The sequence below is a fragment of the Allobosea sp. genome (assembly GCF_030695125.1).
In the GTDB taxonomy this organism is placed as follows: Bacteria; Pseudomonadota; Alphaproteobacteria; order Rhizobiales; family Beijerinckiaceae; genus Allobosea.
In genome coordinates, this window is the sequence record NZ_JAUYTP010000036.1 from 143,757 (window position 1) to 170,557 (window position 26,801).

General features: G+C 67.8%; 27 protein-coding genes. 17 read left to right on the forward strand and 10 right to left on the reverse strand.

Translation table 11 applies throughout. The features are described from left to right. Positions 1 to 153: 153 nt before the first annotated feature. Positions 154 to 1,098 carry an aspartate carbamoyltransferase catalytic subunit gene (locus Q8S38_RS15240; RefSeq protein ID WP_305681274.1) on the forward strand — a complete coding sequence of 315 codons (945 nt, stop codon included), beginning with the start codon at positions 154 to 156 and terminating at the stop codon, positions 1,096 to 1,098. Between the two features lie 16 nt (positions 1,099 to 1,114). Then, a complete protein-coding gene (gene pyrC / locus Q8S38_RS15245; RefSeq protein WP_305681275.1) occupies positions 1,115 to 2,416 on the forward strand; it encodes a dihydroorotase in 1,302 nt (433 codons plus the stop codon). A 52-nt stretch (positions 2,417 to 2,468) separates the two neighbouring features. On the opposite strand, the gene Q8S38_RS15250 is transcribed toward pyrC, so the two are convergent. Continuing rightward, the gene (locus Q8S38_RS15250; protein WP_305681276.1) at positions 2,469 to 2,882 is read right to left on the reverse strand and encodes a translation initiation factor 2; all 414 of its coding nucleotides are present in this window, start codon (positions 2,880 to 2,882) and stop codon (positions 2,469 to 2,471) included. On the opposite strand from Q8S38_RS15250, the gene Q8S38_RS15255 reads away from it, so the two are divergent. The 3 genes from Q8S38_RS15255 to dprA all read left to right on the forward strand — a co-directional run bounded on the left by Q8S38_RS15255 (position 2,881) and on the right by dprA (position 5,094). Then, on the forward strand, positions 2,881 to 3,036 hold the full coding sequence (locus tag Q8S38_RS15255; protein WP_305681277.1) for a hypothetical protein: 156 nt from the start codon (positions 2,881 to 2,883) through the stop codon (positions 3,034 to 3,036). The two genes, Q8S38_RS15250 and Q8S38_RS15255, sit on opposite strands and share 2 nt — an antisense overlap. Positions 3,037 to 3,242: 206 nt before the next feature. After that, on the forward strand, positions 3,243 to 3,866 hold the full coding sequence (gene plsY / locus Q8S38_RS15260) for a glycerol-3-phosphate 1-O-acyltransferase PlsY (RefSeq protein ID WP_305681278.1): 624 nt from the start codon (positions 3,243 to 3,245) through the stop codon (positions 3,864 to 3,866). A 16-nt stretch (positions 3,867 to 3,882) separates the two neighbouring features. Beyond that, positions 3,883 to 5,094, forward strand: a complete 1,212-nt coding sequence (gene dprA, locus Q8S38_RS15265; RefSeq protein ID WP_305681335.1) for a DNA-processing protein DprA — start codon at positions 3,883 to 3,885, stop codon at positions 5,092 to 5,094. A gap of 482 nt (positions 5,095 to 5,576) precedes the next feature. Here dprA and Q8S38_RS15270 read toward each other — a convergent pair whose 3' ends face one another. Further along, positions 5,577 to 6,491 carry an AEC family transporter gene (locus Q8S38_RS15270; protein ID WP_305681279.1) on the reverse strand — a complete coding sequence of 305 codons (915 nt, stop codon included), beginning with the start codon at positions 6,489 to 6,491 and terminating at the stop codon, positions 5,577 to 5,579. A gap of 307 nt (positions 6,492 to 6,798) precedes the next feature. On the opposite strand from Q8S38_RS15270, the gene Q8S38_RS15275 reads away from it, so the two are divergent. Next, on the forward strand, positions 6,799 to 7,197 hold the full coding sequence (locus Q8S38_RS15275) for a hypothetical protein (RefSeq protein WP_305681280.1): 399 nt from the start codon (positions 6,799 to 6,801) through the stop codon (positions 7,195 to 7,197). Between the two features lie 85 nt (positions 7,198 to 7,282). Here Q8S38_RS15275 and ruvX read toward each other — a convergent pair whose 3' ends face one another. The 3 genes from ruvX to Q8S38_RS15290 all read right to left on the reverse strand — a co-directional run bounded on the left by ruvX (position 7,283) and on the right by Q8S38_RS15290 (position 9,666). Further along, entirely contained in the window at positions 7,283 to 7,774 is a 492-nt protein-coding gene (ruvX, locus tag Q8S38_RS15280; protein ID WP_305681281.1) for a Holliday junction resolvase RuvX, read from the reverse strand. 73 nt (positions 7,775 to 7,847) lie between these two features. Next, positions 7,848 to 8,825 (reverse strand): tripartite tricarboxylate transporter substrate-binding protein, encoded by a 978-nt coding sequence (locus Q8S38_RS15285; RefSeq protein WP_305681282.1) that lies wholly within the window; start codon positions 8,823 to 8,825, stop codon positions 7,848 to 7,850. 76 nt (positions 8,826 to 8,901) lie between these two features. Then, positions 8,902 to 9,666, reverse strand: a complete 765-nt coding sequence (locus tag Q8S38_RS15290) for a GntR family transcriptional regulator (protein ID WP_305681283.1) — start codon at positions 9,664 to 9,666, stop codon at positions 8,902 to 8,904. Positions 9,667 to 9,752: 86 nt separating this feature from the next. Between Q8S38_RS15290 and Q8S38_RS15295 the strand changes: the two genes are divergently transcribed. The 5 genes from Q8S38_RS15295 to Q8S38_RS15315 all read left to right on the forward strand — a co-directional run bounded on the left by Q8S38_RS15295 (position 9,753) and on the right by Q8S38_RS15315 (position 14,496). Further along, on the forward strand, positions 9,753 to 10,040 hold the full coding sequence (locus Q8S38_RS15295; RefSeq protein ID WP_305681284.1) for a UxaA family hydrolase: 288 nt from the start codon (positions 9,753 to 9,755) through the stop codon (positions 10,038 to 10,040). A gap of 88 nt (positions 10,041 to 10,128) precedes the next feature. Beyond that, complete coding sequence (locus Q8S38_RS15300) at positions 10,129 to 11,409, forward strand: UxaA family hydrolase (protein ID WP_305681285.1); 1,281 nt, start codon at positions 10,129 to 10,131, stop codon at positions 11,407 to 11,409. A gap of 86 nt (positions 11,410 to 11,495) precedes the next feature. Then, positions 11,496 to 12,560: a YeiH family protein gene (locus tag Q8S38_RS15305; protein ID WP_305681286.1), complete on the forward strand. Its 1,065-nt coding sequence runs from the start codon at positions 11,496 to 11,498 to the stop codon at positions 12,558 to 12,560. A 26-nt stretch (positions 12,561 to 12,586) separates the two neighbouring features. Beyond that, positions 12,587 to 13,516, forward strand: a complete 930-nt coding sequence (locus Q8S38_RS15310; RefSeq protein ID WP_305681287.1) for a hydroxyacid dehydrogenase — start codon at positions 12,587 to 12,589, stop codon at positions 13,514 to 13,516. Beyond that, positions 13,513 to 14,496, forward strand: coding sequence for an Ldh family oxidoreductase (locus tag Q8S38_RS15315; RefSeq protein WP_305681288.1), 984 nt, complete (start codon positions 13,513 to 13,515; stop codon positions 14,494 to 14,496). The genes Q8S38_RS15310 and Q8S38_RS15315 overlap by 4 nt, the downstream gene beginning before the upstream one ends. Here the strand turns inward: Q8S38_RS15315 and Q8S38_RS15320 are convergent. From Q8S38_RS15320 to ade, 3 genes are all read right to left on the reverse strand, one after another. Further along, positions 14,493 to 14,822 carry a type II toxin-antitoxin system RelE/ParE family toxin gene (locus Q8S38_RS15320; protein ID WP_305681289.1) on the reverse strand — a complete coding sequence of 110 codons (330 nt, stop codon included), beginning with the start codon at positions 14,820 to 14,822 and terminating at the stop codon, positions 14,493 to 14,495. The two genes, Q8S38_RS15315 and Q8S38_RS15320, sit on opposite strands and share 4 nt — an antisense overlap. Then, on the reverse strand, positions 14,809 to 15,087 hold the full coding sequence (locus Q8S38_RS15325) for a ribbon-helix-helix domain-containing protein (RefSeq protein WP_305681290.1): 279 nt from the start codon (positions 15,085 to 15,087) through the stop codon (positions 14,809 to 14,811). The genes Q8S38_RS15320 and Q8S38_RS15325 overlap by 14 nt, the downstream gene beginning before the upstream one ends. A gap of 72 nt (positions 15,088 to 15,159) precedes the next feature. Further along, the gene (ade, locus tag Q8S38_RS15330) at positions 15,160 to 16,860 is read right to left on the reverse strand and encodes an adenine deaminase (RefSeq protein WP_305681291.1); all 1,701 of its coding nucleotides are present in this window, start codon (positions 16,858 to 16,860) and stop codon (positions 15,160 to 15,162) included. A 243-nt stretch (positions 16,861 to 17,103) separates the two neighbouring features. Between ade and Q8S38_RS15335 the strand changes: the two genes are divergently transcribed. From Q8S38_RS15335 to Q8S38_RS15360, 6 genes are all read left to right on the forward strand, one after another. Next, positions 17,104 to 17,388 carry a GIY-YIG nuclease family protein gene (locus Q8S38_RS15335; protein WP_305681292.1) on the forward strand — a complete coding sequence of 95 codons (285 nt, stop codon included), beginning with the start codon at positions 17,104 to 17,106 and terminating at the stop codon, positions 17,386 to 17,388. A 21-nt stretch (positions 17,389 to 17,409) separates the two neighbouring features. Further along, complete coding sequence (locus Q8S38_RS15340; RefSeq protein WP_305681293.1) at positions 17,410 to 18,108, forward strand: metal-dependent hydrolase; 699 nt, start codon at positions 17,410 to 17,412, stop codon at positions 18,106 to 18,108. 225 nt (positions 18,109 to 18,333) lie between these two features. Further along, positions 18,334 to 18,621, forward strand: coding sequence for an Asp-tRNA(Asn)/Glu-tRNA(Gln) amidotransferase subunit GatC (gatC, locus tag Q8S38_RS15345; protein ID WP_305681294.1), 288 nt, complete (start codon positions 18,334 to 18,336; stop codon positions 18,619 to 18,621). Positions 18,622 to 18,748: 127 nt separating this feature from the next. Continuing rightward, positions 18,749 to 20,230, forward strand: coding sequence for an Asp-tRNA(Asn)/Glu-tRNA(Gln) amidotransferase subunit GatA (gene gatA / locus Q8S38_RS15350; RefSeq protein WP_305681295.1), 1,482 nt, complete (start codon positions 18,749 to 18,751; stop codon positions 20,228 to 20,230). Positions 20,231 to 20,382: 152 nt separating this feature from the next. Further along, entirely contained in the window at positions 20,383 to 20,871 is a 489-nt protein-coding gene (locus tag Q8S38_RS15355) for a hypothetical protein (protein ID WP_305681296.1), read from the forward strand. Then, positions 20,864 to 22,096 (forward strand): HlyD family secretion protein, encoded by a 1,233-nt coding sequence (locus Q8S38_RS15360; RefSeq protein ID WP_305681297.1) that lies wholly within the window; start codon positions 20,864 to 20,866, stop codon positions 22,094 to 22,096. Before Q8S38_RS15355 ends, Q8S38_RS15360 begins: the two co-directional genes overlap by 8 nt. A gap of 87 nt (positions 22,097 to 22,183) precedes the next feature. Here Q8S38_RS15360 and Q8S38_RS15365 read toward each other — a convergent pair whose 3' ends face one another. After that, entirely contained in the window at positions 22,184 to 25,375 is a 3,192-nt protein-coding gene (locus Q8S38_RS15365) for an efflux RND transporter permease subunit (RefSeq protein WP_305681298.1), read from the reverse strand. Between the two features lie 72 nt (positions 25,376 to 25,447). After that, positions 25,448 to 26,617, reverse strand: coding sequence for an efflux RND transporter periplasmic adaptor subunit (locus tag Q8S38_RS15370; RefSeq protein ID WP_305681299.1), 1,170 nt, complete (start codon positions 26,615 to 26,617; stop codon positions 25,448 to 25,450). Between the last annotated feature and the right edge of the window lie 184 nt (positions 26,618 to 26,801).

Below are 26,801 nucleotides of genomic sequence, written 5' to 3' on the forward strand. Positions count from 1 at the left end.
GGGCAGGCTCCTCACGGCGGGCAGGGTGCGGCAAGGCCGCAGCTCAAGCCGTAGCGGCGTTTGACCTGCGCCGCCATCGGGGCAACCGCATTGTGACAACAGCGGCATGCGGCTTGCGCGTCGCCCGACTCGCGCCTAAACACCCCTCTTCAAATGACATCGCCAGCCCCGCTCTATCCGCACCGGCATCTCCTCGGCATCGAGGGGCTCTCCCATTTGGACATCGAGGCGCTGCTGGACAGGGCGGACGCCTATGTCGCGCTCTCCCGCCAGGTCGAGAAAAAGACCGCGACGCTGCGCGGCCGCACCCAGATCAACCTGTTCTTCGAGCCCTCGACACGGACGCAGGCCTCCTTCGAGCTGGCCGGAAAGCGGCTGGGCGCCGACGTCATGAACATGTCGGTGGCCTCCTCCTCGGTGAAGAAGGGCGAGACGCTGATCGACACCGCCGCGACGCTGAACGCGATGCGGCCCGACATCATCGTCGTGCGCCATCACGCGGCGGGTGCGGTCAATCTGCTCGCCCGCAAGGTCGGCTGCTCGGTGGTGAATGCCGGCGACGGCGCCCATGAGCATCCGACCCAGGCCCTGCTCGACGCCCTGACCATCCGCCGCAACAAGGGGCGGATCATGGGGCTGACGGTCGCGATCTGCGGCGACATCCTGCATTCGCGCGTCGCCCGCTCCAACATCATCCTGCTGAATGCTCTGGGAGCGAAGGTCCGGCTGATCGCGCCCTCGACGCTTCTGCCCGCCGGCATCGAGCGCATGGGCGTCGATATCTTCACCGACATGAACAAGGGGCTGGAGGGCGCTGATATCGTGATGATGCTGCGCCTCCAGCTCGAGCGCATGCATGGCGCCTTCGTCCCCTCCTCGAAGGAGTATTTCCGCTATTTCGGGCTCGACCGCGACAAGCTCCAGCGCGCGCAACCCGATGCGCTGGTGATGCATCCCGGCCCGATGAACCGCGGCGTCGAGATCTCCTCCGAGGTCGCCGACGGCGCGCAGTCGCTGATCCGCGAGCAGGTCGAGATGGGTGTCGCGGTCCGCATGGCCGTGCTCGACGCGCTGGCGCAGCATCTGCCCAATGTCTGAGCGAGTGGAACCGGGCATGGCCGAACTTCAGGACGTCGCGATCCTCGATGCGCGCCTCGTCGACCCCGCCACCGGCCGCGACGGGCGCGGCTCGCTGCTGATGCGCGGCGGCGTCATTGCCTCGGTCGAATGGGGCGCGGCGCCCGCGACCGCTGAGGGCGTCCATCGCATCGATGCGCGCGGCCTCGTCGTCGCGCCCGGCCTGGTCGATCTGCGCGCCTTTCTGGGCGAGCCCGGCGCCGAATTCCGCGAGACTTTGGGCACGGGCTCGCAGGCCGCAGCCGCCGGCGGCGTCACCACGGTGGTCTGCCGGCCCGACACCGACCCGCCGATCGACGATCCCGCGATCATCGACTTCATCAAGCGCCGCGCCCGCGACAAGGCGATCGTCAACGTCCTGCCCTGCGCCGCCCTGACCAAGGGGCTGCACGGCAAGGAGATCACCGAGATCGGGCTTTTGCTCGAGGCCGGCGCGGTCGCCTTCGGCGACGGCGCCAAGGCTCTGCGCAATCCGCAGATCATGCGGCGCGCGCTGATCTATGCGCGGGATTTCGACGCGCTGATCATGAACCATGTCGAGGATCCCGACCTGCGCGGCTCGGGCGTGATGGCCGAGGGCGAGTTCGCCAGCCGCAAGGGCCTGCCCGGGATTCCGCGCGAGGCCGAGACGGTGATGCTGGAGCGCGATCTGCGCCTCGCCCGCGCGACGGGAGGTCGCTACCACGCCGCGATGATCTCCTGTTCCGACTCGATCGAGTTGATGCGCCGCGCGAAGGCCGATGGCTTGCGCGTCACCTGCGGCGCCTCGATCAACAATTTGACGCTGAACGAGAACGACGTCGGCGACTACCGCACCTTCTGCAAGGTCTCGCCGCCCTTGCGCGACGAGCAGGAACGGCTGGCCCTGGTCGCCGCGCTGGCCGAGGGCGTCATCGACGTCGTCGTCTCCGATCACGATCCGCAGGACGTCGAAACCAAGCGCCAGCCCTTCGCCGAGGCGGCGGATGGAGCGCTCGGCATCGAGACGCTGCTCTCGGCCTCGCTGCGCCTCGTCCAGGCCGGCCAGATCGCCTTGCCGGACCTGCTGGCGGCACTCTCGACCAAGCCGGCCGATCTGCTGGGCCTGCGCTGCGGCCGGCTCGCAGCCGGCGCGCCTGCCGACCTGATGCTGCTGGACATCGACGCGCCCTATGTCGTCGACAAGCGCAAGCTCAAGTCGCGCGCCAAGAACTCGCCCTTCGACGAGGCGCGTCTCGAGGGCATCGTGCAGGCGACCTTTGTCGCCGGCCGCAGGGTCTATGAGATGCCGTCCGTTTGAGGGGATCGCTGCGGGTGGCCGCTTGTCGACAGCATGCCACCCGTTTTGGCGATCAGACCTGAGGCGTCGGCACCCTCCGCAACCGGCTGGGCTTGGCGGGACGCCTGGGCGTGTGGACCGGCACCATCGTCGCGAAGACGGGATTTGGCGTGTGATCCAGAGTTGCGCCGGTGCTCGCATCGACGGCCACACCGATGATCCCGCCGACGAGAATGTTGCCTGCCATGCCCGCGGCGCCGCCGCCGCTCACTTCCGTCTTGACTGCGATCTGCTGGGAGAGGTGGCCCGGCAGCTCGAAGGTGGCGACGAATTCCTGCTTGCGGCTGATCGGAAATGTGCAGGGGGTCGCCTGGCAGACGAGGCCCGTCGATGTCTGCACCTTCGCGCCTGGCGGATCAGAGTTGAAGGTCACGTTCTCGTTGGATCCGCGCGTCACCGTCCCGCACGCACTGACGCTCAGCGCCATGGCGATCACCATCAAAATTCGCATTGCTTTAAAAGCCCCTAGCCTGGTTTCTTCGATCGCTGGTCGCATGGGCCGCCGGTCGAGTCGAGCGTGGGACTATGCGCTTGGCCAGGTTATCCACGCGCTCGCGAATCTGGCCTGGTCGGGCGTCTGATGTTCCCAAAACCACGCATAAGCTTCGTCTCGCCCTGGATGTCACAATATCGGAGGAGACGATGTCCATGGCGAGCAGGGACCGCGCCGTCTGGCGAACCAGCCACATGGCCGGTTTGTCCGTGAATGGACAAAAAAAGAACGTTTCTTCAGCCTGCCCTGGTGCGCTAAGGCTATGGTGAGCCAAAGCGATGCAAAGGTTGTGGCATGTCGGATCTGCTGAACTGGAGCCTGTCCTGGCCCGCCTTCGCTGCGGCGCTTGTCGTCGGCTACCTGTTCGGGTCGATCCCCTTCGGCATCCTGCTGACGAAGCTCAGCGGCGGGCCTGATCTGCGCAGCATCGGCTCGGGCAATATCGGCGCGACCAATGTCCTGCGCACCGGCAACAAGAAGCTCGCGGCGCTGACGCTGCTCGGCGACATGCTCAAGGGCACCGCCGCCGTTCTGGTCGGATATCATGTCCTGGGCGGGCCCCAGGCCGCGCTGATCGCGGGGCTGGGCGCGTTTCTGGGGCATCTCTTCCCGGTCTGGATCGGCTTCAAGGGCGGCAAGGGCGTCGCCACCTATCTCGGCATCCTGATCGGGCTCGCCTGGCCGATCGCGCTCGCCTTCGCCGCGATCTGGCTGTCGGTCGCGAAACTCTCGAAATACTCCTCGCTCTCGGCGCTGGTCGCGAGCCTCGCCACGCCGCTCCTGCTCTGGTTTGCCACCGGCAACCGGCAGGCGGCCTTGCTCATGGCCGCGCTGGCGGGCCTGCTCTGGTTCATGCACCGAAGCAACATCGCCCGGCTGCTCTCCGGCAGCGAGGGCAAGATCGGCCAGAAGGGTTGAGGCGCCCATGGCTGGCATCGTTCTCAGCGATCGCCAGCGCCTCGACTGGCTCCGCCTGATCCGCAGCGAAAGCGTCGGGCCGCGCACCTTTCGTTCGCTGATGAACCGCTTCGGCGGCGCCGCCGCTGCGCTCGACGCCCTGCCGGACCTGGCCCGCCAGGCCGGCCGCGACATCCGCCTGTGCACGATGGCTGAGGCGGAGCGCGAGATGGAGGCGCTGCGCCGGCTTGGCGGCCGCTTCGTCGCGCTGGGCGAGGGCCAGTATCCACGCGCCCTCCAGGCGATCGACAGCGCGCCGCCCTTGCTGGCCGTGCTCGGCCGGGTCGATGTGCTGCTGCGGCCCTGCGTTGCGCTCGTAGGCTCGCGCAATGCCTCGGCCGCCGGCCTCAAATTCACCGCACGCCTGGCTCGCGATCTCGGCGAGGCGGGCTTTGCCGTCGTCTCGGGGCTGGCGCGGGGCATCGACACGGCCGCGCATGAAGCCAGCCTCGCCACCGGCACCGTCGCGGTTCTGGCCGGCGGCCTCGATGAGGTCTATCCGCCCCAGAACGTTCCGTTGCTGCAGCGGCTGCTGGCGGAGGGCGCGGCGATCAGCGAGATGCCGCTGGGCCTCGCCCCGCGCGGACGCGACTTTCCGCGCCGCAACCGGCTGGTCTCGGGCCTGTCGCTGGGGACGGTGGTGGTCGAGGCCGCCCGCAAATCCGGCTCGCTGATCACCGCCCGCTTCGCCAACGAGCAGGGCCGGCTCGTCTTCGCGGTGCCCGGCTCGCCGCTCGATCCCCGGGCAGAAGGCGGCAACCACCTGATCCGCGAGGGGGCGACGCTCTGCGCCGAGGCCGCCCATGTCATCGAGGCGCTGACGCCTTTGCTCGAGCGGGATATCGGATCTCTGTCGCTGCCCACGTCCATGAGCGACGGCGCGGGGGAAAGCAGGACCGAGGCTTTGTGGGACGAACTCGATCTGCCCGATGTCGAACCGGCGCCCCTGGCCGCCGTTCCCCAACCCGAACGCGCCCAGCCCGCCATGTCTGAGGCCGGGGATGACGACGCGGCTGCGATCCGCCGGCTGGTCCTGGACCTTCTCGGCGGGGCACCCGTCTCGCCGGACGACCTGGTGCGCGCCAGCGGCCGTTCGGCCCGCGAGATCAGCCTCGCACTGCTCAATCTCGAACTCGACGGCTCCATCCGTCGTCAGGCCGGGGGGCTGTTGTCGCGAATCGAACCCTGAAACCGACGAAGCGGCAATGCAACCACAGGTTTAGTTTACGGGTCCGCGCCGGAGCCCGAGAGCCACGGTCAGCCGCTCTGCTCGGGCATGCGCTGCGCGAGGCGCTGGACCTGGATGGCCGCCTCCAGCCGTGCCATCTCGAGGAAATAAGCCAGACTGTCGAGATCGGCTGCGTGCGCCATCATGCGCAGTTCTGCGGTCAAAATCTCGATATATCCGGCCACCTCCAGGGGAATCGTCCGCTGGGGCGCGTGCTGTCGCCCGTTTGGGCCCGTGATCGGCTGCTCTCTGGAGCGCCTGGAAGGGGAGCGGCCGGCCAGGGCATTGTCGTGAGACGGAAGTGGACTGCGCCGATCTGACGTCATCGCCAACAGATCCTCGAGAACAATAGCCGCGCGCGGGCGCCTGCGCCCCGCCGCGATGGCGTGAGGCGATGCAATCATAGCGTGCATCGCGCGGCAATCTCAAGCGTTTGATCGGCTTCAACCCAGGAAAAGCACCGCCAGCGGCAGGGTCGCAAGCGCGAGCAGGGTCTGCAGTGTGGTGATCTCCGCCATCAGCGGCGCATCGCCGCCGAGGTCGCGCGCCAGGAAATACGCTGCGGTCGCGGTGGGCACGGAGGCGGCGACGACCGTCATCGTCAGGGCGGGGCCAGAGAGACCGAACTGGCGCGCGATCGTCCAGGCCAGCAGCGGCATGACCACGAGCTTGACTCCGACCGCGATGCAATGCGCCAGGCGCGGCCGGGCGAGACTGCGCAGATCCAGCCCGGCGCCCACCGCCAGCAGGCCGACGCCGAGCGCCGCGCGCCCCATGACGTCGAGATAGGTCACGATCGCCGCCGGCAGCATCCACTGCATCTGGTTGAGCGCCAGCCCGACCGCAGACGACCAGATGAAGGGGTTGAAGACGATCGAGCGAACCGTGGCCGACGGGCTCATCGGCCGGCCATTGGCAAAGCGCGCCAGTACCACGACGCACAGCACGTTGAGCAGGGGGATCATCGCCGCGACCGCGATCGCCATCAGGGTCGTGCCGTCGCGGCCCTGCAGCCCCGCCGCCAGCGCGAGCGCGATGAAGGTGTTCCAGCGCACCGAGCCCTGGAAGATAGAGGTGAAGGCGGGGCCATCGATGCCGGCGCGTGCCAGCAGCGGCCGGCAGGCGAGCAGCAGGCCCGCGACGGTGAGGATCGCCAGGACGAGGCTCAGACCCATCTCCAGGACCGGCAGCGCGCCGAGATCGGCGACCGCGAGCGTATGGATGACGACCGCCGGAAACAGCACCTGGTAGGTCAGCCGCTCGACGCCGAGCCAATGCGCCGGCGACACCGTTCCCCGCGCTTTGAGAGCCCAGCCCGTGGCGATGACGAGGAAGACGGCGATCAGACTGGACAGCATGTGGGGGACAGCAATGAAAAGGGAGGAGGGCGCCGCTTCAAAAAGCCCGGAGGGCGCGCGGGGCAGGCGGAACAGGCGGCGCGGCCTGGCGTTTCGATGGACAGGCCAGAGATCGTACAGGCCAAGGATCGTCAGGAAGGCGTCGGCGCCACTCCTTTCATGGCGGCCCACGGCGGGCAAGGGGCGCGATATGAGGGCGCCCTGCGCCTGCCGCATTCCCGCCGCGATCGGTTCACGCCGCATTCAAGCACGCGGGCCGATCCTTGGCATTCAGGTCGGGAGCATCCCGACAGACAGGAGATCCATCATGATGTCGCTCAGGAAGACCGCCATCGTCGCGCTCGCCTCGGTGAGCGTCGCCTCCGCCGCTCTCGTTGCGCCGGCTTTTGCGTCGGGTGCGCCCAAGAGATTCGATGCCACAAGCTTCGATGCCGCCAGGCTCGATCAGGCGAACGCCGAATTCACCCAGTACCGCGGATACCGCGGCTATCGCGGCGGCTGGCATCGCGGCAACCGCGGTGCGGGCATCGCCGCAGGTGTCGGCCTCGGCATTCTCGGCGCGGCGGTCATCGCCTCGCAGCGCCGGGCCTATGCCGAACCCTACTATGACGACCGCTACTACGCGCCGGCCCCAGTCTATGCCCCGGCCCCGGTCTATCGCCGCTACTATGGCCGCCCGGCCTACGATTTCCGCGACCATCGCTGAAGCCGACTGTTGACCGAGAATATCCCGCGCGCCTCAGGCGCGCGGGTTTTTTATGCCCGACGTCAGACAGACGCGCGCTGCGGTGTCAGGCCGGGTCGTCGGGGCTCGCCGGCATCCGCATCAGCCGGTCGAGCGCACCTTGTAGGATGTAGGCGGCGGCCATCTTGTCGACGACGGCGGCGCGCTTGGCGCGCGAGGCGTCGGCGTCGAGCAGGGTCCGGGTCACGGCCATCGTCGACAGGCGCTCGTCCCAGAACGCGATCGGCAGGTTCGTCAGCGGCACGAGATTGCGCACGAAGGCGCGGGTCGATTGGACGCGCGGGCCCTCGGTGCCGTCCATGTTCAGCGGCAGGCCGATGATCAGGCCGGCGACGGCGTGCTTTTCGGCGATTTTCAGAAGCGCGACGGCGTCGAGGCTGAACTTGACCCGGCGGATCGTCTCGAGCGGCGTCGCGATCTGTCGCTCGACGTCGGACAAAGCGAGCCCGATCGTCTTGGTGCCGAGATCGAGGCCGAGCAGCCGGGCATGATCTGGCAGGGTTGTGAAGGCTTCGAGCGGGACGACATTGCTGGACATGGGCTGGCCGGTAGCATGCGCCGCCGCGGGAGGCGAGCGGCGCATGCAAGAGCGGGTCAGCCGGGTTCGGGCGTCAGCCCTGCGGCTTGACGCCGGCGGCTGCCAGCGACGCCGCCCATTTGTCGACTTCGGCCGCAAACAGCTTGGCGTGAGCCTCGCGGCTCATCTCGCTCTCGGGGAAGGTGCTGGTGCCGAAGGCCTTGAACTTCTCGACGACGCCCGGGTCCTTCAGCGCGCCGCGCAGCGCGGCGTTGAGCTTGTCGAGAACCGGTGCCGGGGTGCCCTTGGGCGCGTAGAGACCGTGCCAGATCGTCATGTCGAGCTTGGCGCCGGCTTCCGCCATCGTCGGCGTGTCGGGCAGCACGTCGAGCCGCTGGGCCGAGGTCACGGCATAGGCCCGGATGCTCTTGCCCTGGATCTGCGGGATCGCCGAGGTCGACTGGTCGCAGAGCAGGTCGATCTGGCCGCCGACGAGGTCGTTCATCGCCGGTCCCGTGCCACGGTAGGCGACCTGGTTGAACTTCGCGCCGAGCTGCTGGGACATCAAGACCGCGCAGAGATGCGAGTTGGAGCCGACGCCGGCATGCGCGATCGTCAGCTTCTCGGCGTTCTCCTTGATGTAGGGGAAGAACGCCTTGGCGTCGGTCGGCGGCAAGGCGAGCTTGCTGGCGATCACCATCGGCCCGGTATTGACCAGCCCGATCGGGGCGAAGGCCGTCTTCGTGTCGTAGCCGAGATTGGCATAGAGCGACGGGGCGGCGGCCAAGGCCAGATGGTGGATCAGGATGGTGTGTCCGTCGGGATCGGCTGCCGCGAGGCGCTTGGCGCCCGCCGTGCCGCCGGCGCCGGCGACATTCTCGACCATCACCGGCTGGCCCAGCGACTTGCTCATCTGCTCGCCGAGCAGGCGGGCGATGACGTCGCTCGGCCCGCCGGCGGCGTAGGAGACGATCACCGTGATCGGCTTGGTCGGATAGGCCTGCGCCAAAGCCGGCGCCGACAGGGTCAGGGACAGCAGCCCGGCAAGGGCTGCCCGTTTCGTCATGCTCATGCGTATCCTCCTTGGGTCGTGATGAACGGCCGATCTGGTGTCGGCTTGGGTTGGTGAGTTCAGGACCTCGAACGCGTCAGCGCAGATCGGACTGGTAGTGAGCCTCCTCGGTCAGACACAGGCTGAGACGTCGCTCGACCGCAGAGCCGTCGAGCGACAGCGCGATACGGTCGATCTCGAGCGCGGGTGTGCCGGTCGCGACGCCGAGATGTTCGGCCTCGTCGGCTTTCAGCGCCACGGCCTTCAGCCGCTCGCAGGCATTGGCAATGGTGATGCCGTAGCGCGTCGCAAACAAGCTGTAGAGATTGTTGGGCACAGGCCCGTGCTCGAGGCCCGTAAAGACCAGGGCGGGCAGGCTGATCGTCTCAAGGATCAGGGGCTTGCCACCGAGCGAGCGGATTCGGCGGATGCGGATAACCTCTGCCTCGGCCGCGAGATTGAGCGCCGTGCGCTCGGCTGAATCCGAGGTGGCTCTGACCATGTCGAGCACCTGGCTGTCGGGAAAGCGCGCTACGCCGTCATCCGAGACCAGCTTGAAGAACTGGAACAGGATGCGCTGCTCGTCATGCTCGGCGACGAAGGTGCCGCGGCCCTGGCGGCGCACCAGCAGGTTCTCCGCGGCGAGTTCGTCGAGCGCTTTCCTGACGGTGCCCTGGCTGACGCCGACCTCGCTGGCGAGCTGGCCTTCGCTCGGCAGCACCATGCCCGGCGCCCAGGAGCCGTCGACGAGTCGGCGAACGAAATTGGCCTTTACCTGGCGGTAAAGCGGCCGAAATCCGAGGATTTCAGCCCCGCCGGCCACATCGGGCCGCGCTGCATTTTCGAGCTTGTGCTCAGTCATGTGTCTTATATAAGACTTGTCGCAAGGCCGGTCGAGTCCTGAATTGCAGGCAGGAGCCGGGCGAAAGATCGCAGCGAGGAAATCCCATGAGCAAGCCCCACCTCCTGGTCCATGAGAAGAAGGACACCGTCGGCGTCGTCGTCGTCGAGGGCCTGAAGGCCGGCACCGAGATGTTGTGTGTCGTCACCCATGACAATTCCGACTTCCAGTTGACCGCCAAGATGGACATTCCGATCGGCCACAAGGTCGCGCTCAAGGACATCAAGAAGGGCGAGACGATCTGGAAGTATGGCCAGGACATCGGCCAGGCCAAGGCCGACGTGAAGCAGGGCGAGCATCTCCACGTCCACAACGCCAAGACCAAGCGCTGGTGAGCCCGGCGCTCCCGATTTCCGACTGATTCCAACCAGAACGGGGCTCCCGGCCAGGTCGAGCCCGCCAAGCACAAGAGGAAACGCCATCATGTCGATCGTCGCCAATTTCGATCTCGTCAAAGGCAAGCTCGCCCGCATCAGGGGCCGCAAGATCGAGGCGCCCGAGTTCAAGGCTCCCGTCGTCCGCCGCCCGACCGGCCGCAACCTCGATTCCTTCACCGGCTGGCGCCGCGAGAACGGCCGCGTCGGCGTGCGCAACCATGTCCTGCTGCTGCCGCTCGACGATCTCTCCAACGCCGCCTGCGAGGCCGTCGCCAACAACGTCAAGGGCACGCTGGCGATCCCGCATGCCTATGGCCGCCTGCAGTTCGGCGAGGATCTCGAGCTCCACTTCCGCACCCTGATCGGCACGGGCTCGAACCCCAACGTCGCCGCGGTGATCGTCATCGGCATCGAGGATGGCTGGACCAAGCGCGTCGTCGACGGCATCGCCAAGACCGGCAAGCCGGTCGTGGGCTTCGGCATCGAAGGGCATGGCGACATCGCCACCATCGCCAAGGCGTCCTACGTCGCCAAGGAGTTCGTGCAGTGGGCGACCGAGCTGCAGCGGGTGAAATGCGGCATCGAGGAACTCTGGGTCTCGACCAAATGCGGTGAGTCCGACACCACGACGGGCCTCTCCTCCTGCCCGACGGTGGGCAACATGTACGACAAGTGGATTCCGCGCGGCGTCTACGGCGTCTTCGGCGAGACCTCCGAGATCACCGGCGCCGAGCATCTCTGCAAGGCCCGTGCGGCGACCCCCGAGGTCGGCGAGCGCTGGTACAAGATGTGGAAGGCCTATCAGGACGACGTGATCGAGGCCCACAAGACCGACGATCTCTCCGACTCGCAGCCGACCAAGGGCAACATTGCCGGCGGCCTGACCACGATCGAGGAAAAGGCGCTCGGCAACCTCGAGAAGATCGGCCGCGAGTGCAAATACATCGACATCCTCGAGCCGGCGCAGGCGCCGACGAAGGGGCCGGGCCTCTACTACATGGACACCTCTTCGGCCGCGGCCGAATGCGTGACCCTGATGGCGGCGGGCGGCTATGTCGTGCACACCTTCCCGACCGGGCAGGGCAACGTCATCGGCAACCCGATCGTCCCGGTCATCAAGATCACCGGCAACCCCAAGACGATGCGCACCATGCCGGAGCATATCGACGTCGATGTCTCCGGCATCCTGCGCCGCGACATGACGATCCCGCAGGCGGGCGACGCCCTGATCGAGAACATCGTGCGCACCGCCAATGGCCGCCTGACTGCGGCGGAAGCATTGGGGCACCGCGAATTCTCGATGACCAAGCTCTACCGCTCGGCCTGAGCCGCTGCTAACAGCCGGGACGTCGCCCAGAGCGGCGCCCCGGCCGCCCCATTCCGCTCCGGCCTGCCATTCGGGAGCCACCCGCCTTGTCCATTGCGACGACGACCCGCGTCAGTGCCTGGCGTCCGCTGCTCGACGGTATCGCGCTCTCGGCTGCCGTCGCGGTGGCGGCCTATCTCGCCGAACCGCTCGTCAAATCGGCCGCCGGCGGCCGCTTCGGCATCCCCGCCGTGGTGATCGCCCTGATCATCGGCATGGTTCTGCATCCTCTGGCCAGCGCGCCGCGCTTCCAGGCCGGCATGACCTTCTGCGTCAAGAAGATGCTGCGCTGGGCGATCGCGCTTCTGGGCCTGCGCGTCGCGCTCGGCGACATCATCGCGCTCGGCCTGACCACGGCTCTCCTCGTCATCGTTGCGATGGCGGCGACGATCCTCTCCGGCTTCCTGCTGGCGCGCTGGCTTGGGCGGGAAACCGGCATGGGCGCGCTCGGCGGCGTCGCCACCGCCGTCTGCGGCGCCTCGGCCGCACTCGCCACCGCGACCGTGGTGCCGGACTACAAGAGCAAGGCCGCCGACGTCGCCTTCACCGTCATCGCGATGAACGCCCTCTCGACAGTGGCGATGCTGGCCTATCCGCTGATCTGTGTCTGGCTCGGCTTCACGCCGTCGCAGACCGGCATCATGCTGGGCGCCACCATCCATGACGTCGCTCAGGTCGTCGGCGCGGGGCAGGCGGTGTCGGTCGAGGCCGCCAACGCCGCGATCATCGTCAAGCTGTTCCGCGTCTTCCTGCTGCTGCCCGCCGTGCTGATCGTCGGCTGGTGGCTGGTCCATGACGATGCGAAGCGGGCGGGGGACGTCGCCGGCAAGGCCAAGGTGCCGGTCCCGGTCTTCGCGATCATGTTCCTCGTGCTGTGCCTGGTGAACAGCCTGCTCGCGGTGCAGCCGGCCCTGGCCGGCGTCTATCCGCCCATCCGCACCCTGCTGCTGGCGATATCGAGCTGGGGCCTGCTCATCGCCATCGCGGCGCTTGGGCTCGGCACCTCGCTGGGCGCCATGGCGCGGCTCGGTTGGCGCCATATGGTGCTGGTCACCGGCACCAGCCTTGTCATTCTCGTCATCGTCACCGGCGGCCTGCTCGCGTTGGGCTGACCGTCAAAGCTGCAAAGGCGCCTGCCATGACCGACATCGTCATCACGGAATTCATGGACGCGGCGGCCGTGGCCATGCTGAGCGCCCGCTACAGCGTCCATCACGACCCCGAACTCTTCGGCAAGCCCGACGAACTGGCGAAGCTCGTCGCCGACGTGCCCGCCCTGATCGTGCGCAACCAGACCAATGTCAGGGGCCCGGTTCTCGAGGCTGCCAAGGCGCTGAAGGTCGTCGGCCGGCTCGGCGTCGGTCTCGACAACATCGACATGGAGGCCTGCGAGGCGCGCGGCATCAAGGTCTTCCCGGCGACGGGGGCCAACAGCCTCTCCGTCGTCGAATACGTCATCGGCAGCGCCATGATGCTGCTGCGCGGCGCCTATTTCGCCAATGCCGCGATGGTGGCCGGCGAGTTCCCCAAGACCAAGCTGATCGGCCGCGAGATCGCCGGCAAGCGGCTCGGCCTCGTCGGCTTCGGCGCCATCGCCCGCGACACCGCCGCCCATGGCCGCCTGCTCGGCATGACGGTTTCGGCCTACGACCCCTATGTGCCGACCGACCACCCGGCCTGGGCCTCGGCCGAGCGGCTCGACCTCGACGCCGTGCTGTCGACCTCCGACGTGATCAGCATCCATCTGCCGCTGACGCCCGAGACCAAGGGGCTGATCGGCAAGGACGCCTTTGCCCGGATGAAGCCCGACGCGATCCTGATCAACGCCGCGCGCGGCGGCATCATGGACGAGGCGGCGCTGGTCGCGGCGCTTAAAGCCGGCAAACTCGGCGGCGCGGCGATCGACGTCTTCGCCGAGGAGCCCCTGCGCGGCGCCGGCAAGCTCTTCGCCAATGTCCCCAATCTGATCCTGACGCCGCATATCGCCGGCAACACGGTCGAATCCAACGGCCGCGTATCCGGGCTGGTGGCCGAGCGCGTCATGGCGGCGCTGGAGGACCGGCTATGACCCGCGTCTCGTTTGAGCGGGCCGAGGCCCGCCTCACCGACCTCTTTGCCGCCGCCGGGGCCTCGCCGGCCAATGCGGCCTCCGTCGCCTGGGCACTGGTAATGGCCGAGGCCGACGGGCTGAAAGGCCACGGCCTGTCGCGCGTGCCGACCTATCTCGCTATGCTGAAATCCGGCAAGATCGACGGGCAGGTCGTGCCCAAGGCGAGCCGGCCGAAGCCCGGCGTGCTCGCGATCGATGCCGGCCATGGCTTCGCCTATCCGGCTATCGACCTCGCCATCGCCGAAATCCCCGATCTCGCCCGCGAACAGGGCATCGTGGCCGTCCCGATCCGCCGCTCCAACCATTGCGGCGCAGCGGGCCTGCATGTCGAGCGCCTCGCCGAGCAGGGGCTCGTCTCGCTGCTCTTTGCCAATACGCCCGGCGCCATCGCGCCCTGGGGCGGCTCCAAGCCGGTCTTCGGCACCAACCCGATCGCCTTTGCCGCCCCGCTCGCCGGGCGCGAGCCCATCGTCATCGACATGGCGCTGTCGAAGGTCGCGCGCGGCCCGATCGTCGCCGCCAAGCAGAAGGGGCAGGCCATCCCAGAGGGCTGGGCGCTGGACGTCGACGGCAAGCCGACGACCGATGCGGGAGCCGCGCTCGCCGGCACCATGGTCCCGCTCGGCGACGCCAAGGGCGCGACGCTGGCCATGATGGTGGAAATCCTCGCCGCCGCGCTGGTCGGCGCGCATTTCGGCTTCCAGGCCTCCTCCTTCCTCGACGCCGAAGGCGGCCCGCCCGACACCGGCCAGTTCATCCTCGCCATCGACCCGCACGCCATGGGCGGCAACTGGTTCGACGAGCGCATGCGCGCGCTGGTCCACGCCATCGAGGCGCAGGAGGGCACGCGCCTGCCGGGCGTCCGGCGCCTGACTCTGCGTGCCAAGGCGCGGGCCGAAGGGATTGATATGCCGGAGGAACTGCTGGGCGGAGGTTAGCTGCCCGGCTCTTCGTCTCGGCTGTGGCGAAAGGCCCGGTCGAGATCGCGGCCTCCGTAGAGGACGCGTTCGATCGTGACTTCGGCATCACTGACGCGAAAGGCGATTGTGACCCGCCGTTCCAGGCCGATCAGGCGCAAGCCCGGCGCCAAATCATCTCGCGAGGTCCCGCGCACGGGGAAGTGTTTGAGCGATTCGATCCGTCGCTCGATACGGTCGACAAAGCCACGGGCCGTGCGGGTCCCGGATTGATCGGCGATCCAGTCGACGACCGCTTCGATATCGGCCTCGGCGAGTGGCGAGAAGGCGATCTTATACCGTTTCACCCTCGCGGGCCTCGCGCTCGTCGAGGCGGGACCGCAACCGGGCAAACACCTCTGCAGCCGGAATCGACGGCCGCGGATCCGCCAGCGCCTCTTCGACCTTCGCCTTCAACTCGGCCTCGAACGCCCGCTCCTCGCGGGCGAGCGCCTCCAACCCGGCCCGGACGACGTCGCTCGGCGAGTCATATTCGCCGGAGCGAACCCGCTCCTCAACCTTCTCGGCGAGATCCCCGAGGGTCACCGTCAGCGTCGTGTTCGGATCATCCATCGCGAACCTCCCGTACCTGCGCCTGCATTTTATCACGCGTCTGGCCGCGGGCCCAGCACCGCGAAATCGCGGCTAGACGAAGTCGAACGCATCGACATCGACCAGCCCCTTGTCGGTGATCTTGAGATGCGGAATCACCGGCAGCGTCAGGAAGGCGACCTGCAGGAAGGGCTCGGCCAGCACGACGCCGAGCGCCTTGGCCGCCGCCCGCAGATCCTCCAGCCCATGCCGCACGCTCTCGAAGGGCTGGTCGCTCATCAGCCCCGCCACCGGCAGCGCCAGTTCGGCCGTCACCACACCGCCATCGGCCACCGCAAAGCCGCCGCCGATTTCGATCAGCCGGTTGGCGGCGGCGGCCATCGACGCCGCGTCGACGCCGACCACGCAGAGATTATGGCTGTCATGGCCGACGGAGGAGGCGATCGCGCCGTGCTTCATCCCGAAGCCATGGACGAAGCCCGTCGCGATGCCGCCGCTCTTGCCGTGGCGCTCGATCACCGTGACCTTGACCGCGTCCTGCGCGAGATCGGGCAGGGTCTCGTCGCCGCGCGACGGCAACGGCATCGACAGCCGCTCGGTGATGATGCGGCCGGGCACAACGCCGATCACGGGCGTTTCGCCGGTGCGGGCCGTCGCCTTGAAATCCTCCGGCGTCAGCATCCGGCTTTTCACGCTGGCGAGCCCGACGGGCGCGATTTCGGTTCTGTCGGCAAACAGCGCCGCTTCCACCAGCCGGCCGCCGGCGAAGACCCGCTTCACCGAGCAGGCGGCGAGGTCCTCGACCAGCACGATGTCGGCGCGCTTGCCCGGCCCGATGAAGCCGCGGTCGAACAGTCCAAACAGCCGCGCCGCCGAGAGCGAGGCGATGCGATAGGTCGCCAGCACATCCGCGCCGCGCGCGATTGCCGTGCGGATCATGAAGTCGAGATGACCTTCCTCGGCGATGTCGAGCGGGTTGCGGTCGTCGGTGCAGAAGGCCAGGAAGGGCGATGCGTCGCGCGAGATCAGCGGGATCAGCTGCAGCAGGTCCTTCGAGACCGAGCCTTCGCGGATCAGGATCGCCATGCCCTTGGCGAGCTTTTCGCGCGCCTCGTCGGCGGTCGTCGTCTCGTGGTCGGTGCGGATGCCCGCGCTCAGATAGGCGTTGAGGTCCATGCCGCGCACCAGCGGCGCGTGCCCGTCGATATGCCGGTCGGAGAAGGCGGCAAGCTTGGCGAGACAGCCGGGATCGCGATGGATGACGCCCGGAAAATTCATGAATTCCGCCAGACCGATCACCTTCGGGTGGTCCATCATCGGCGTCAGGTCGTCCGCATCGAGCCGGGCGCCGGCGGTTTCCAGATGCGTCGCCGGCACGCAGCTCGACAAATTGACGCGCAGATCCATCCGCATCGCCTGCGCGCATTCCAGGAAATAGGCGATGCCGTCGACCCCGAGCACATTGGCGATCTCATGGGGGTCGCAGATCGCGGTGGTCACGCCATGGGGCAGCACGCAGCGCTCGAATTCGAGCGGCGTCACCAGCGAGGATTCGACATGCAGATGCGTGTCGATGAAGCCCGGCACGGCGATCAGCCCGGCGGCGTCATGCTCGACCTTGCCCTCGTAGCGGCCATGGGTGCCGACGATCGTATCGCCGCAGAGCGCAATGTCGGATTCGACAAGATCACCGGTGACCAGATCCAACAGGCGCGCCCCGCGGATGACGAGATCGGCGGGCTCATCCCTGCGTCCCTGGGCGATCCGGCGGGCGAGGGTAGCGGCATTGGTCATGGGGCGGACTTTCCGGTTGTGTCGATTCGCATGGGACCGGACTCGGGTCCCGCCACCACACCTTTATCCAGCCTGACGTGGTCGTCCCGGGCAAGCGGCGCAATCCGCGCCGACCCGGGACCCATTCCGGAACGACCCCTATTGGCTCCGGTCGCCCTGTTCGTCCTTGTTCGGCGACTGTTCCGGAATGGGTCCCGGGTCTACGCTGCGCTTCGCCCGGGACGACCGCGCGGGGATGCTGGGATGTGGGTGTATCTGCTTGCGAGCAAGAAGGGCGGCACCCTCTATGTCGGCGTGACGCGTTCGCTGTCTCGCCGCGTATCGGACCATCGAGAGGGCAGGGGTTCGGAGTTTGCCGCTCGCCATGGCGCGTTGCGCCTCGTTTACGCCGAACACTACAGCAATCCCGAAGATGCCATGGCGCATGAGAAGCGCCTCAAGCACTGGCGCCGGGCCTGGAAGATTGCGCTGATCGAGCGCTCCAATCCCGACTGGAATGATCTATATCCCACGGCACATCTCGACTGATCGCCTCGCAGGAGCCTTCGCATGAAACTGACATGGTACGGCCATTCCGCCTTCCGCGCCGAGATCGATGGCGCGGTCATCCTGATCGACCCGTTCTTCACCGGGAACCCGGTTTTCGAAGGTGACGTTGCAGCGATCTCGCAGGGCGTGACCCATATCGTCGTCACCCACGGCCATGGCGACCATGTCGGCGACACGCTCGCCATCGCCGAGACCACCGGCGCGACCGTGATCACCAATTACGACCTCGCCATGCATCTGGCCTCGAAAGGCCTGAAGGCCTTCCAGCCGGTCAACACTGGCGGCACGATCGATCTCGGCGCTTTCAGCGTCACCTGGGTCCGGGCCGATCACTCGGCCGGCATGGGCGAGGCCGGCGTCTCCGTGCCGCTCGGCAATGCCAATGGCGCGATCCTCAAGGCGAAGGGCGAGACGACGCTCTGGCACATGGGCGACACCGACATCTTCTCCGACATGGCGCTGATCAGCGAGATCCATGGCGTCGAGGCCTGCATCTGCCCGGTCGGCGACCGCTTCACCATGGGCGGCAAGGTCGCGGCGCTGGCGATGACGCGCTTCGTCAAGCCGAAGGTCGCCATTCCCTGCCACTACGGCACCTTCCCGCTGATCGACGCCAATGCCGACGCCTTCGTCGCAGGGCTGGCCGGCAGCGGCATCCAGGCGCTGGTGCCCAGGAAGGGCGAGGCGTTCGAAATCTGAGGGAGCGCTGTCCTCTCTCAATCCCTCCGCCGTCATCCCGGGCGACCGCAGGGAGACCCGGGATCCATTCCGGAACGGTTCAGGCATGGATCCCGGGTCGGCGCGGCTTCGCCGCTTGTCCGGGATGACCCGCGCGTTACGTCAGCACTTACTTACGCGCCGCCATCTGCTATAGCGCGGCGAACCCTGATCTGGCGCGTTGCGCCCACCATCCTGGAGTCCGCCATGTCGGTCGATCTCGCCACCGTCAAACGCGTCGCGCATCTGGCGCGCATCGCCGTGCCGGAGGCCGATCTGCCCAAGCTGCAAGGCGAGCTCAACGCCATCCTCGGCTTCGTCGAGCAGCTCAACGAGGTCGATGTCGAGGGCGTCGAGCCGCTGACCTCGGTCACGCCGATGGCGATGAAGCAACGGCCGGATGTCGTCACCGATGGCGAGATCGCGGCGAAAATCGTCGCCAACGCCCCGGCTTCCGACGATGATTACTTCATGGTGCCCAAGGTCATCGAGTGACGCCCGTCATTGCGAGCGTCAGCGAAGCAATCCAGAGGACGTCGCGCGCTGCCGCTCCTGGATGGCTTCGTCGCTGCGCTCCTCGCCATGACGGTTCGACTGCCTTCACTAAATCCGGATACTGCCCGTGACCGATCTCACCCGCCTGACCCTGACCGAAGCCCGCGACGGGTTGAAGGCCAAGAGCTTCTCCGCCATCGAGCTGACGCAGGCCCATATCGCGGCCGTCGAAAAGGCACGCGCGCTCAATGCCTATGTGCTGGAGACGCCCGAGCATGCCCTGAAGCAGGCTGCGGCCTCCGACGCGAAGCTGGCGAAGGGCGAGGCCGGCCCGCTCGAAGGCCTGCCACTCGGCATCAAGGACCTCTTCGCGACGGAAGGGGTGCGCACCACCGCCTGCTCGAAGATCCTCGGCAACTTCATCCCGCCCTATGAATCGACCGTGTCGGGCCAGCTCTGGCGCGACGGCGCCGTGATGCTCGGCAAGCTCAACAACGACGAATTCGCGATGGGTTCCTCGAACGAGACCTCGGCCTTCGGCAACGTCGTCAATCCCTGGCGCCGGACCGGCTCCGAGACCCCTCTGGTGCCCGGCGGCTCCTCGGGCGGTTCGGCCGCGGCGGTTGCGGCCGATCTCTGCCTTGCGGCCACCGCCACCGACACCGGCGGCTCGATCCGCCAGCCCGCCGCCTTCACCGGCACGGTCGGCATCAAGCCGACCTATGGCCGCTGCTCGCGCTGGGGCATCGTCGCCTTCGCCTCCTCGCTCGACCAGGCCGGGCCGATCGGCAAGACCGTGCGCGACTGCGCCGTGATGCTGCGCTCGATGGCCGGCCATGATCCCAAGGATACCACCAGCGTCGACATGGCCGTGCCCGATTACGAGAAGGCGGTCGGCCGCTCCGTGAAGGGCATGAAGATCGGCATCCCCCGGGAATACCGGCTCGACGGGCTCAACGCCGAGATCGCGGCGCTCTGGCAGCAGGGCATCGACTGGCTGAAGGCTGCGGGCGCCGAGATTGTCGAGATCTCGCTGCCCCACACCAAATACGCCCTGCCGGCTTACTACATCGTCGCCCCGGCCGAGGCCTCGTCCAACCTCGCCCGCTATGATGGCGTGCGCTACGGCCTGCGCGAGCCCGGCCGCGACATCGCCGAGATGTACGAGAACACCCGCGCCGCCGGCTTCGGCACCGAGGTCAAGCGCCGCATCATGATCGGCACCTATGTGCTCTCGGCCGGCTATTACGACGCCTATTATGTCCGCGCCCAGAAGGTCCGCACGCTGATCAAGCGCGACTTCGACGAGGCCTATGCGGCGGGCATCGACGCGGTCCTGACGCCGGCCACGCCATCCGCGGCCTTCGGCATCGGCGAGAAGGGCTCGGCCGACCCTGTCGAGATGTATCTCAACGACATCTTCACGGTGACGGTGAACATGGCCGGCCTGCCCGGCCTCGCCGTGCCGGCGGGGCTGGACAGCCAGGGCCTGCCACTCGGCCTGCAGCTGATCGGCCGCCCCTTCGACGAGGAAACGCTGTTTGCGCTGGGCGAGGTCATCGAGCAGGCGGCTGGTCGTTTCCCGGTCACCGGGCGCTGGTGGGGCTGAACCGACGCGAAACGGTCATTTGACAGCTTCCCCCGATCGGAGTGAGATCGACTGACGTTGGGGGAACGTGTCGAGGCCCGTGCGGTGGCAGGGATTCTGCTGCCGCAAGGTCACGGCGGGTGGGCTCCAGCGCCTTTGCCTGGAGACCCACCTTGGCCGCACAGCTCCACCCCGCCGCTCCGCACCACCTGCCACCCTTCATCACCGCGCCGCACGAGACCGACGCGATGATGGTTCTGGCGGGCGTCATCATCATCGGCGCGGTGCTGGGCTTCGGCCTGCTCTTCCTGCGCCTGCACACGCTGCCGGAGCGGATGGCGCACAAGGCGCACAAGCTGCAGTTCGAGATCGTCGCGGTGCTCGGGCTCCTGGCGCTGTTCACCCATATCCACCTGTTCTGGGTCGCGGGCCTGCTGCTCGCGCTGATCGAGATCCCCGATGTCTGGAACCCGCTGCGCCGCATGGCCGGGGCGCTGGACAAGATTGCGGGCATCCCGCCCGAGCGGGACGAGGACGAGCCTGCGCCCGTCGAGAAGGGCGGGGGGCATCCGCCACCCGCGGCAACCGCATCACCCGCCACCGCGAGCCAGCCTGCCGCCGCCGCGCGCACCGCCCAGCCGGAGGCGCCGGCCCATGGTTGAGATCCTGATCTGCTCGCTTTTGACGATCCTGCCGGACTATCTCTACCGTCGCTACGGCCAGGGAAAGCGGTTCGGCCACGAGATCACGCTCTATTCGGTCTGGTTCGAGCTGCGCTGGGGCATCATCGGCTGCCTGATGCTCACCGTCTCGCTGATCACGGTGATCTTCTACAACCATCCCTCGACCACCAACGCGACCTTGTTCTTCCGCACGGTGCCGATCGTGCCCGAGAGCGGCGGGCGCGTCGCCGAGATCTATGTCCGCCAGGGCGGCAAGGTTGGCCAGGGCGAGCCGATCTTCCGGCTCGACGACGCCAAGCAGCAGGCTGCGGTCGAGACGGCGCGCCGCAAGGTCGGCGAGGTCGAGGCGGCGCTCGCTGTCGCCAAGGTCGATATCCTCGCCAACGAGGCCAAGATCCAGGAGGCGCGCAGCTCGCTCCAGCTCGCCCTCGACGAACTGCGCACGAAGCAGGAGCTCAAGCGCCGCAATGACGACATCGTCGCCGCCCGCGAGATCGAGCGGCTCGAGAACGTCGTTCAGGGGCGGGAGGCGACGGTTGCGGCCGCGACCGCCTCGCGCGAGGCCGCCCAGGCGCGGATCGCCGCGCTCCTGCCGGCCGAGAAGGCCAGCGCCGAGGCCGCGCTCGCCCAGGCCGAGGTCGATCTGGCCAAGACCGTGGTGCGCGCCGGCGTCGCAGGCCATATCGAGCAGTTTGCCCTGCAGGTCGGCGATCTCGTCAATCCGTTCATGCGCTCGGCCGGCGTCCTGATCCCGGCGACGGCCGGCCGCAAGGCGCTTCAGGCCGGCTTCAGCCAGCTCGAGGCGCAGGTTCTCAAGGTCGGGATGGCCGCCGAGGTCTCCTGCATCTCGAAGCCCTGGACCATCATCCCGATGGTCGTGACCGACGTGCAGGAGTTCATCGCGGCCGGGCAGTTCCGGACCGGCGACCAGCTCTTGGACGCCCAGCAGGTGCAGCGGCCCGGCACGGTGCTGGTCTTCCTCGAGCCGCTCTACGAGGGCGGTCTGGACGGCGTCTTCCCGGGTTCGAGCTGCGTCGCCAACGCCTATTCCAGCAATCACGAGCTGATCGCCTCGGGCAAAGTCGGCACGCTGAAGAGCCTCGCCCTGCATGTCGTCGACGCCACCGGCGTGGTCCACGCCGTCATGCTGCGCATCCAGGCGCTGCTGCTGCCGGTCAAGATGCTGGTGCTCAGCGGGCACTGAACCGCGCGCTTCAGGCGCTCCGGCATAGAAACGAAAAGGGCCGCGCGAGCGGCCCTTTTGCGTGTCGGTCGAGCCCTGTCCTTCGGCTCACCCCTGCGCCGGGGCCGAGTGCGTCGGCTCGGCCGGCCGCTTCGTCTTGCGCAGATCCGCCAGCCAGCGGACCACGACATAGAAGACCGGGGTGAAGATCAGGCCGAAGATCGTCACGCCCAGCATGCCGGAGAACACCGCGATGCCCATCGCCTGACGCATCTCGGCGCCGGCTCCCGTCGAGATCGTCAGCGGCAGCACGCCGAGGATGAAGGCGAGCGAGGTCATCAGGATCGGCCGCAGCCGGGTGCGCGCCGCGCTGATCGCCGCATCGCGCCGGTTCATGCCCTCGTCTTCGGCCTGCTTGGCGAATTCGACGATCAGGATCGCATTCTTGGCGGCGAGACCGACCAGCACCACGAGGCCGATATCGACCAGGATATTGCGGTCGAGCCCCTGGTGATTGACCCCGACCATCGCTGCCAGAATGCACATCGGCACGATCAGGATCACCGCCAGCGGCAGAAGCCAGCTCTCGTAGAGGGCCGCCAGCAGCAGGAAGACGAAGACCACGGCGAGCCCGAAGGCGATCACCGCCGTGTTGCCGGCGAGCTTCTCCTGCAGGGCGATCTCGGTCCATTCGAAGCCGAAACCCGAGGGCAGGCGTTCGGCCGCGATCTTCTCGATCGCCGCGATGCCTTGGCCGGTCGAGAAGCCGCGCGCCATCGAGAGCTGCACCTCGGCGGCCGGATAGAGATTGTAGCGCGGCACCCGATAGGCGCCGGTCGTATCCGAGAAGGAGGCGACCGAGCCGATCGGCACCATCTCGCCGTCGGTGTTGCGGGTCTTCAGATTGGCGACGTCGCGCAGGTCGAGCCGGAACGGGTTGTCGGCCTGCGCCGTGACCCGGTAGGTGCGGCCCAGCAGGTTGAAGTCGTTGATATAGGCCGAGCCCATGAACACCGAGAGCGTCTCGAAGACGCGGGTGATCGGCACGCCCAGCATCTCCGCCTTGGTGCGGTCGATATCGGCGAAGACCTGCGGCGTCTTGGTCGAGAACAGGGTGAAAGGCTGCTGGATGCCGGGAACCTGTCCCGCCGAGCCGGCGACGACCCAGGTCGCGCCCTCGAGCGCGGGCAGCCCGCGGCCCGAACGGTCCTGGACATAGCCCTTGAGGCCGCCGCCGGTGCCGATGCCCGGCACGGCCGGGGGCGGGATCACCAGCGCGAAGGCCTCGTTGATCGCAAACATCTGCTGGCGCAGATCGGCGAGGATGCCGTCCGACGTCAGGTGCTGCTTCTGGCGCTCGGCGAAGGACGACAGCGTCACGAAGATCACGCCGGTATTGGGGGCGATCGTGAAGGTGGCGCCGTCGAGGCCGGCGAAAGCGACCGCATGCGCGACGCCGGGCCGCGACAGCACGACATCGGTCGCCTTGCGGATCACCGCATCGGTGCGCGGCAGCGAGGCGCCCGGCGGCAGCTGGAAGGCGACGATGAAGTAGCCGCGATCGAGCTGCGGCACGAGCCCGGTCGGCGTCACCGACAGCTGTTGCGCCGTCAGCCCGATCAGGCCCGCATAGGCGACGAGCAGGATCACCGAGAAGCGGATCAGGCGCGAGGTCATCGCGCCATAGCTGCGCGACAGCCAGTCGAAGCCCTTGTTGAAATAGTGAAAGAACCCGCGCACGGGGGCGCCGAGCGCGTAGAGGAAGCCGTGCTGCTTGCCCGCGTCATGGCCGTGGGGCTTCAGCAGCAGCGCCGCCATCGCCGGCGACAGCGTCAGCGAGACGAAGCAGGAGATCGCGGTCGAGGCCGCGATCGTGACGGCGAACTGCTGGTAGAAGGTGCCCTGCAGCCCGCTGATGAAGGCGGTCGGGATGAACACGGCGCACAGCACCAGCGAGATCGCCAGCAGCGCCCCGCCGACCTCGTCCATGGTCTTGTGCGCGGCCTCCTTGGCGGTCATGCCCTCGGCGAGATAGCGCTCGACATTCTCCACCACGACGATCGCATCGTCGACGACGATGCCGATGGCGAGCACCAGCGCGAGCAGCGAGATCGTGTTGAAGGAGATGCCCACCGCGCTCATCACCAGGAAGGTGCCGACGAGCGAGACCGGGATGGCGATGATCGGGATGATCGCCGCCCGCCAGGTCTGCAGGAACAGGATCACCACCACGACGACCAGCGCCACCGCCTCGACCAGCGTGCGAATCACCGCGCTGACGGATTCGCCGATGAACTCGGTCGGGTTGTAGATGATGCGGTGTTCGAGGCCCGCCGGGAACTCCTTGGCCATCCCGTTCATCGTCGCGATCAGCGTTTCCGCCGTCGACAGCGCATTCGAGCCGGGGCGCTGGAAGATGCCGATGGCGACCGCGTTCTTGTTATCGAGATAGGCGTTGGTGGTGTAGTCCTGCGAGCCGAGTTCGACCCGGGCGATGTCGCGAATGCGGATCGTGCCGCCATTGGCGTCCGATCGCACGACGATGTTCTCGAACTCCGCGATATCGGTCAGGCGGCCGAGCGTGTTGACCGAAAGCTGGAAGGCGCCGCCCGTCGTCGCCGGCGGCTGGTTGATCGCGCCGGCGGCGACCTGGACGTTGGCCGCGCGCAGCGCGGCGACGACGTCGCCGGCCGTGAGATTGCGCGACGAGACCTTGGCCGGGTCGAGCCAGATCCGCATCGAGAAGTCGCGCGCGCCGAAGACCTGCACATTGCCGACGCCGTCGATGCGGGTCAGCACGTCCTTCACGAAGAGCGTCGCGTAATTCGAGACATATTGCGGGTCGCGCGAACCGTCCGGCGAGATCATGTTGATGACCATCATCAGATCGGGCGAGGCCTTGCGCGTCTGGATGCCCAGCGCGCGCACATCCGCCGGCAGCCGGGCCTCGGCCGCCGAGACGCGGTTCTGCACCAGCACCTGCGCCTGGTCGATGTCGACGCCGGCCTTGAACACGACGTTGATCGTGACGCGCCCGTCGCCGGTCGACTGCGACTGGATGTAGAGCATGTCGTCGACGCCGTTGACCTCCTGCTCGATCGGCGTCGCCACGGTGGCGGCGACGACCTCAGCCGAGGCGCCGGGATAGGTGGCGGTGATCGAGACCGTCGGCGGTGCGATCTCGGGGTACTCCGCGATCGGCAGGCCACGCTGGGCGATGGCGCCGGCGATGGTCAGAAGAACCGACAAGACGGTCGCGAAGATCGGCCGGTCGATGAAGAAATGGGCGAAACGGAACATGAAATGTGTCCTGGCCTGACGTCAGGGCGGAGGGCCGGCGGCCATCCGAAGCGTGGGAGCGTAAGGCGGCCGTCAGTTGGTGGCGGAAGGCTTGATCTCGCCCGGCTGCGGCGTCACCGTCGCGCCCGGTCGCACCATCGGGTTGGCGAAGCCGCCGATGATGACCTGATCCTGCGGGGTGAGACCGCTGCGGATGACGCGCAGGCCGCCGCTCATCTGGCCCAGCACGATCGGCTTCGGCACGACCTTGTTCTCCGGCCCGATCGTGAGCACGATCTTGTTGGCCTGGTCGGAGACGATCACGCTGTCGGGCACGAGCAGCGCGTCGGCCTCGCCGGCGAAGACGCGCAGCCGCCCGAAGGTGCCCGGCGTCAGGAACTGGTCGGGATTGGGGAAGACGACGCGGCCGCGGATCGTGCCCGAGCGCGCGTTCAGCGTGTTGTCGACGAAGTCGATCCGGCCGCGGCGCTTCCACTCCTGCTCGTCCGACAGGCGAACCTCGGCGACGATGCCGGATTCGCGCGAGGCGGTGGTGCGCAGGTCGTTGGCGCGGCGCTGCCAGCGCAGGTAATCGGCTTCAGACGCGTCGAAGGTGAAATAGATCGGGTCGACCGCGACGATCGTCGTCAGCAGGGTCGCGCCGGACTGGCCGCCCGCGATCAGATTGCCGGGGTCGACGCGGCGGTTCGAGATGCGGCCCGCCAGCGGCGCGCGCACCTCGGTCCATTCGAGATTGAGCTCGGCGGTCTTCAGATTGGCTTCCGCCCCCTGCTGGCTGCCGATCGCACTGTTCAGGTTGGCGCGGCGCTGGTCGACGTCGCGCGCCGTGATGGTGCGGTTCTGCGTCAGGCCCTCGGCACGCTCGACCTCGTTCTGGGCGAGCTCGACCTGGGCCTTGGCGCGGGCCACCTCGGCGCGGGCGGCATCGACCGAGAGCCGGTAGGGGCGGGGGTCGATGGTGAAGAGCAGGTCGCCCTTCTTGACGAGGTCGCCGTCCTTGAAATGCAGCGAGTCGAGGAAACCCGAGACGCGGGCCCGCACATCGACCTGTTCGCTCGCCTCGAAGCGGCCGGTGAACTCGTCCCAGTTGGTGACGCGCTGGGCGAGCGGCGCCGACACCTGAACCGGCGGAGCCGGCGGCGCGCCCTGGGCGAGCGCGCCGTGCGGCATCAGGATCGCGGACGCGACGAGCGCTGCCGCGGACCGGGCAACGAGCATCAGACCTGGACGGCGGTGGGACATGGCGACACTCCGGAAGGCGCTAAGCCGGCGCAATCCGGGCGGGATTGCGGGCGTTTGGGGCTAGAAGGGGACGACAGTGACGATTGTCAAGATCCATCACCCCTCACGATCTTGAAACGAGCCACAATCGGCCACAATCCCGCCAACCGGTGTCGGGAGCGCAACAGACGCTTGCCGCCCGCGC

Excerpts from the sequence above, each read along its gene's own strand:
- Q8S38_RS15240 (WP_305681274.1), top strand. The coding sequence starts at position 154 with ATGACATCGCCAGCCCCGCTCTATCCGCACCGGCATCTCCTCGGCATC.
- pyrC (WP_305681275.1), top strand. The coding sequence starts at position 1,115 with ATGGCCGAACTTCAGGACGTCGCGATCCTCGATGCGCGCCTCGTCGAC.
- Q8S38_RS15255 (WP_305681277.1), top strand. The coding sequence starts at position 2,881 with ATGGCGATCACCATCAAAATTCGCATTGCTTTAAAAGCCCCTAGCCTG.
- Q8S38_RS15250 (WP_305681276.1), bottom strand. The coding sequence starts at position 2,882 with ATGGCGCTGAGCGTCAGTGCGTGCGGGACGGTGACGCGCGGATCCAAC.
- plsY (WP_305681278.1), top strand. The coding sequence starts at position 3,243 with ATGTCGGATCTGCTGAACTGGAGCCTGTCCTGGCCCGCCTTCGCTGCG.
- Q8S38_RS15270 (WP_305681279.1), bottom strand. The coding sequence starts at position 6,491 with ATGCTGTCCAGTCTGATCGCCGTCTTCCTCGTCATCGCCACGGGCTGG.
- Q8S38_RS15275 (WP_305681280.1), top strand. The coding sequence starts at position 6,799 with ATGATGTCGCTCAGGAAGACCGCCATCGTCGCGCTCGCCTCGGTGAGC.
- ruvX (WP_305681281.1), bottom strand. The coding sequence starts at position 7,774 with ATGTCCAGCAATGTCGTCCCGCTCGAAGCCTTCACAACCCTGCCAGAT.
- Q8S38_RS15285 (WP_305681282.1), bottom strand. The coding sequence starts at position 8,825 with ATGAGCATGACGAAACGGGCAGCCCTTGCCGGGCTGCTGTCCCTGACC.
- Q8S38_RS15290 (WP_305681283.1), bottom strand. The coding sequence starts at position 9,666 with ATGACTGAGCACAAGCTCGAAAATGCAGCGCGGCCCGATGTGGCCGGC.
- Q8S38_RS15295 (WP_305681284.1), top strand. The coding sequence starts at position 9,753 with ATGAGCAAGCCCCACCTCCTGGTCCATGAGAAGAAGGACACCGTCGGC.
- Q8S38_RS15300 (WP_305681285.1), top strand. The coding sequence starts at position 10,129 with ATGTCGATCGTCGCCAATTTCGATCTCGTCAAAGGCAAGCTCGCCCGC.
- Q8S38_RS15310 (WP_305681287.1), top strand. The coding sequence starts at position 12,587 with ATGACCGACATCGTCATCACGGAATTCATGGACGCGGCGGCCGTGGCC.
- Q8S38_RS15315 (WP_305681288.1), top strand. The coding sequence starts at position 13,513 with ATGACCCGCGTCTCGTTTGAGCGGGCCGAGGCCCGCCTCACCGACCTC.
- Q8S38_RS15325 (WP_305681290.1), bottom strand. The coding sequence starts at position 15,087 with ATGGATGATCCGAACACGACGCTGACGGTGACCCTCGGGGATCTCGCC.
- ade (WP_305681291.1), bottom strand. The coding sequence starts at position 16,860 with ATGACCAATGCCGCTACCCTCGCCCGCCGGATCGCCCAGGGACGCAGG.
- Q8S38_RS15335 (WP_305681292.1), top strand. The coding sequence starts at position 17,104 with ATGTGGGTGTATCTGCTTGCGAGCAAGAAGGGCGGCACCCTCTATGTC.
- Q8S38_RS15340 (WP_305681293.1), top strand. The coding sequence starts at position 17,410 with ATGAAACTGACATGGTACGGCCATTCCGCCTTCCGCGCCGAGATCGAT.
- gatC (WP_305681294.1), top strand. The coding sequence starts at position 18,334 with ATGTCGGTCGATCTCGCCACCGTCAAACGCGTCGCGCATCTGGCGCGC.
- Q8S38_RS15360 (WP_305681297.1), top strand. The coding sequence starts at position 20,864 with ATGGTTGAGATCCTGATCTGCTCGCTTTTGACGATCCTGCCGGACTAT.
- Q8S38_RS15365 (WP_305681298.1), bottom strand. The coding sequence starts at position 25,375 with ATGTTCCGTTTCGCCCATTTCTTCATCGACCGGCCGATCTTCGCGACC.
- Q8S38_RS15370 (WP_305681299.1), bottom strand. The coding sequence starts at position 26,617 with ATGTCCCACCGCCGTCCAGGTCTGATGCTCGTTGCCCGGTCCGCGGCA.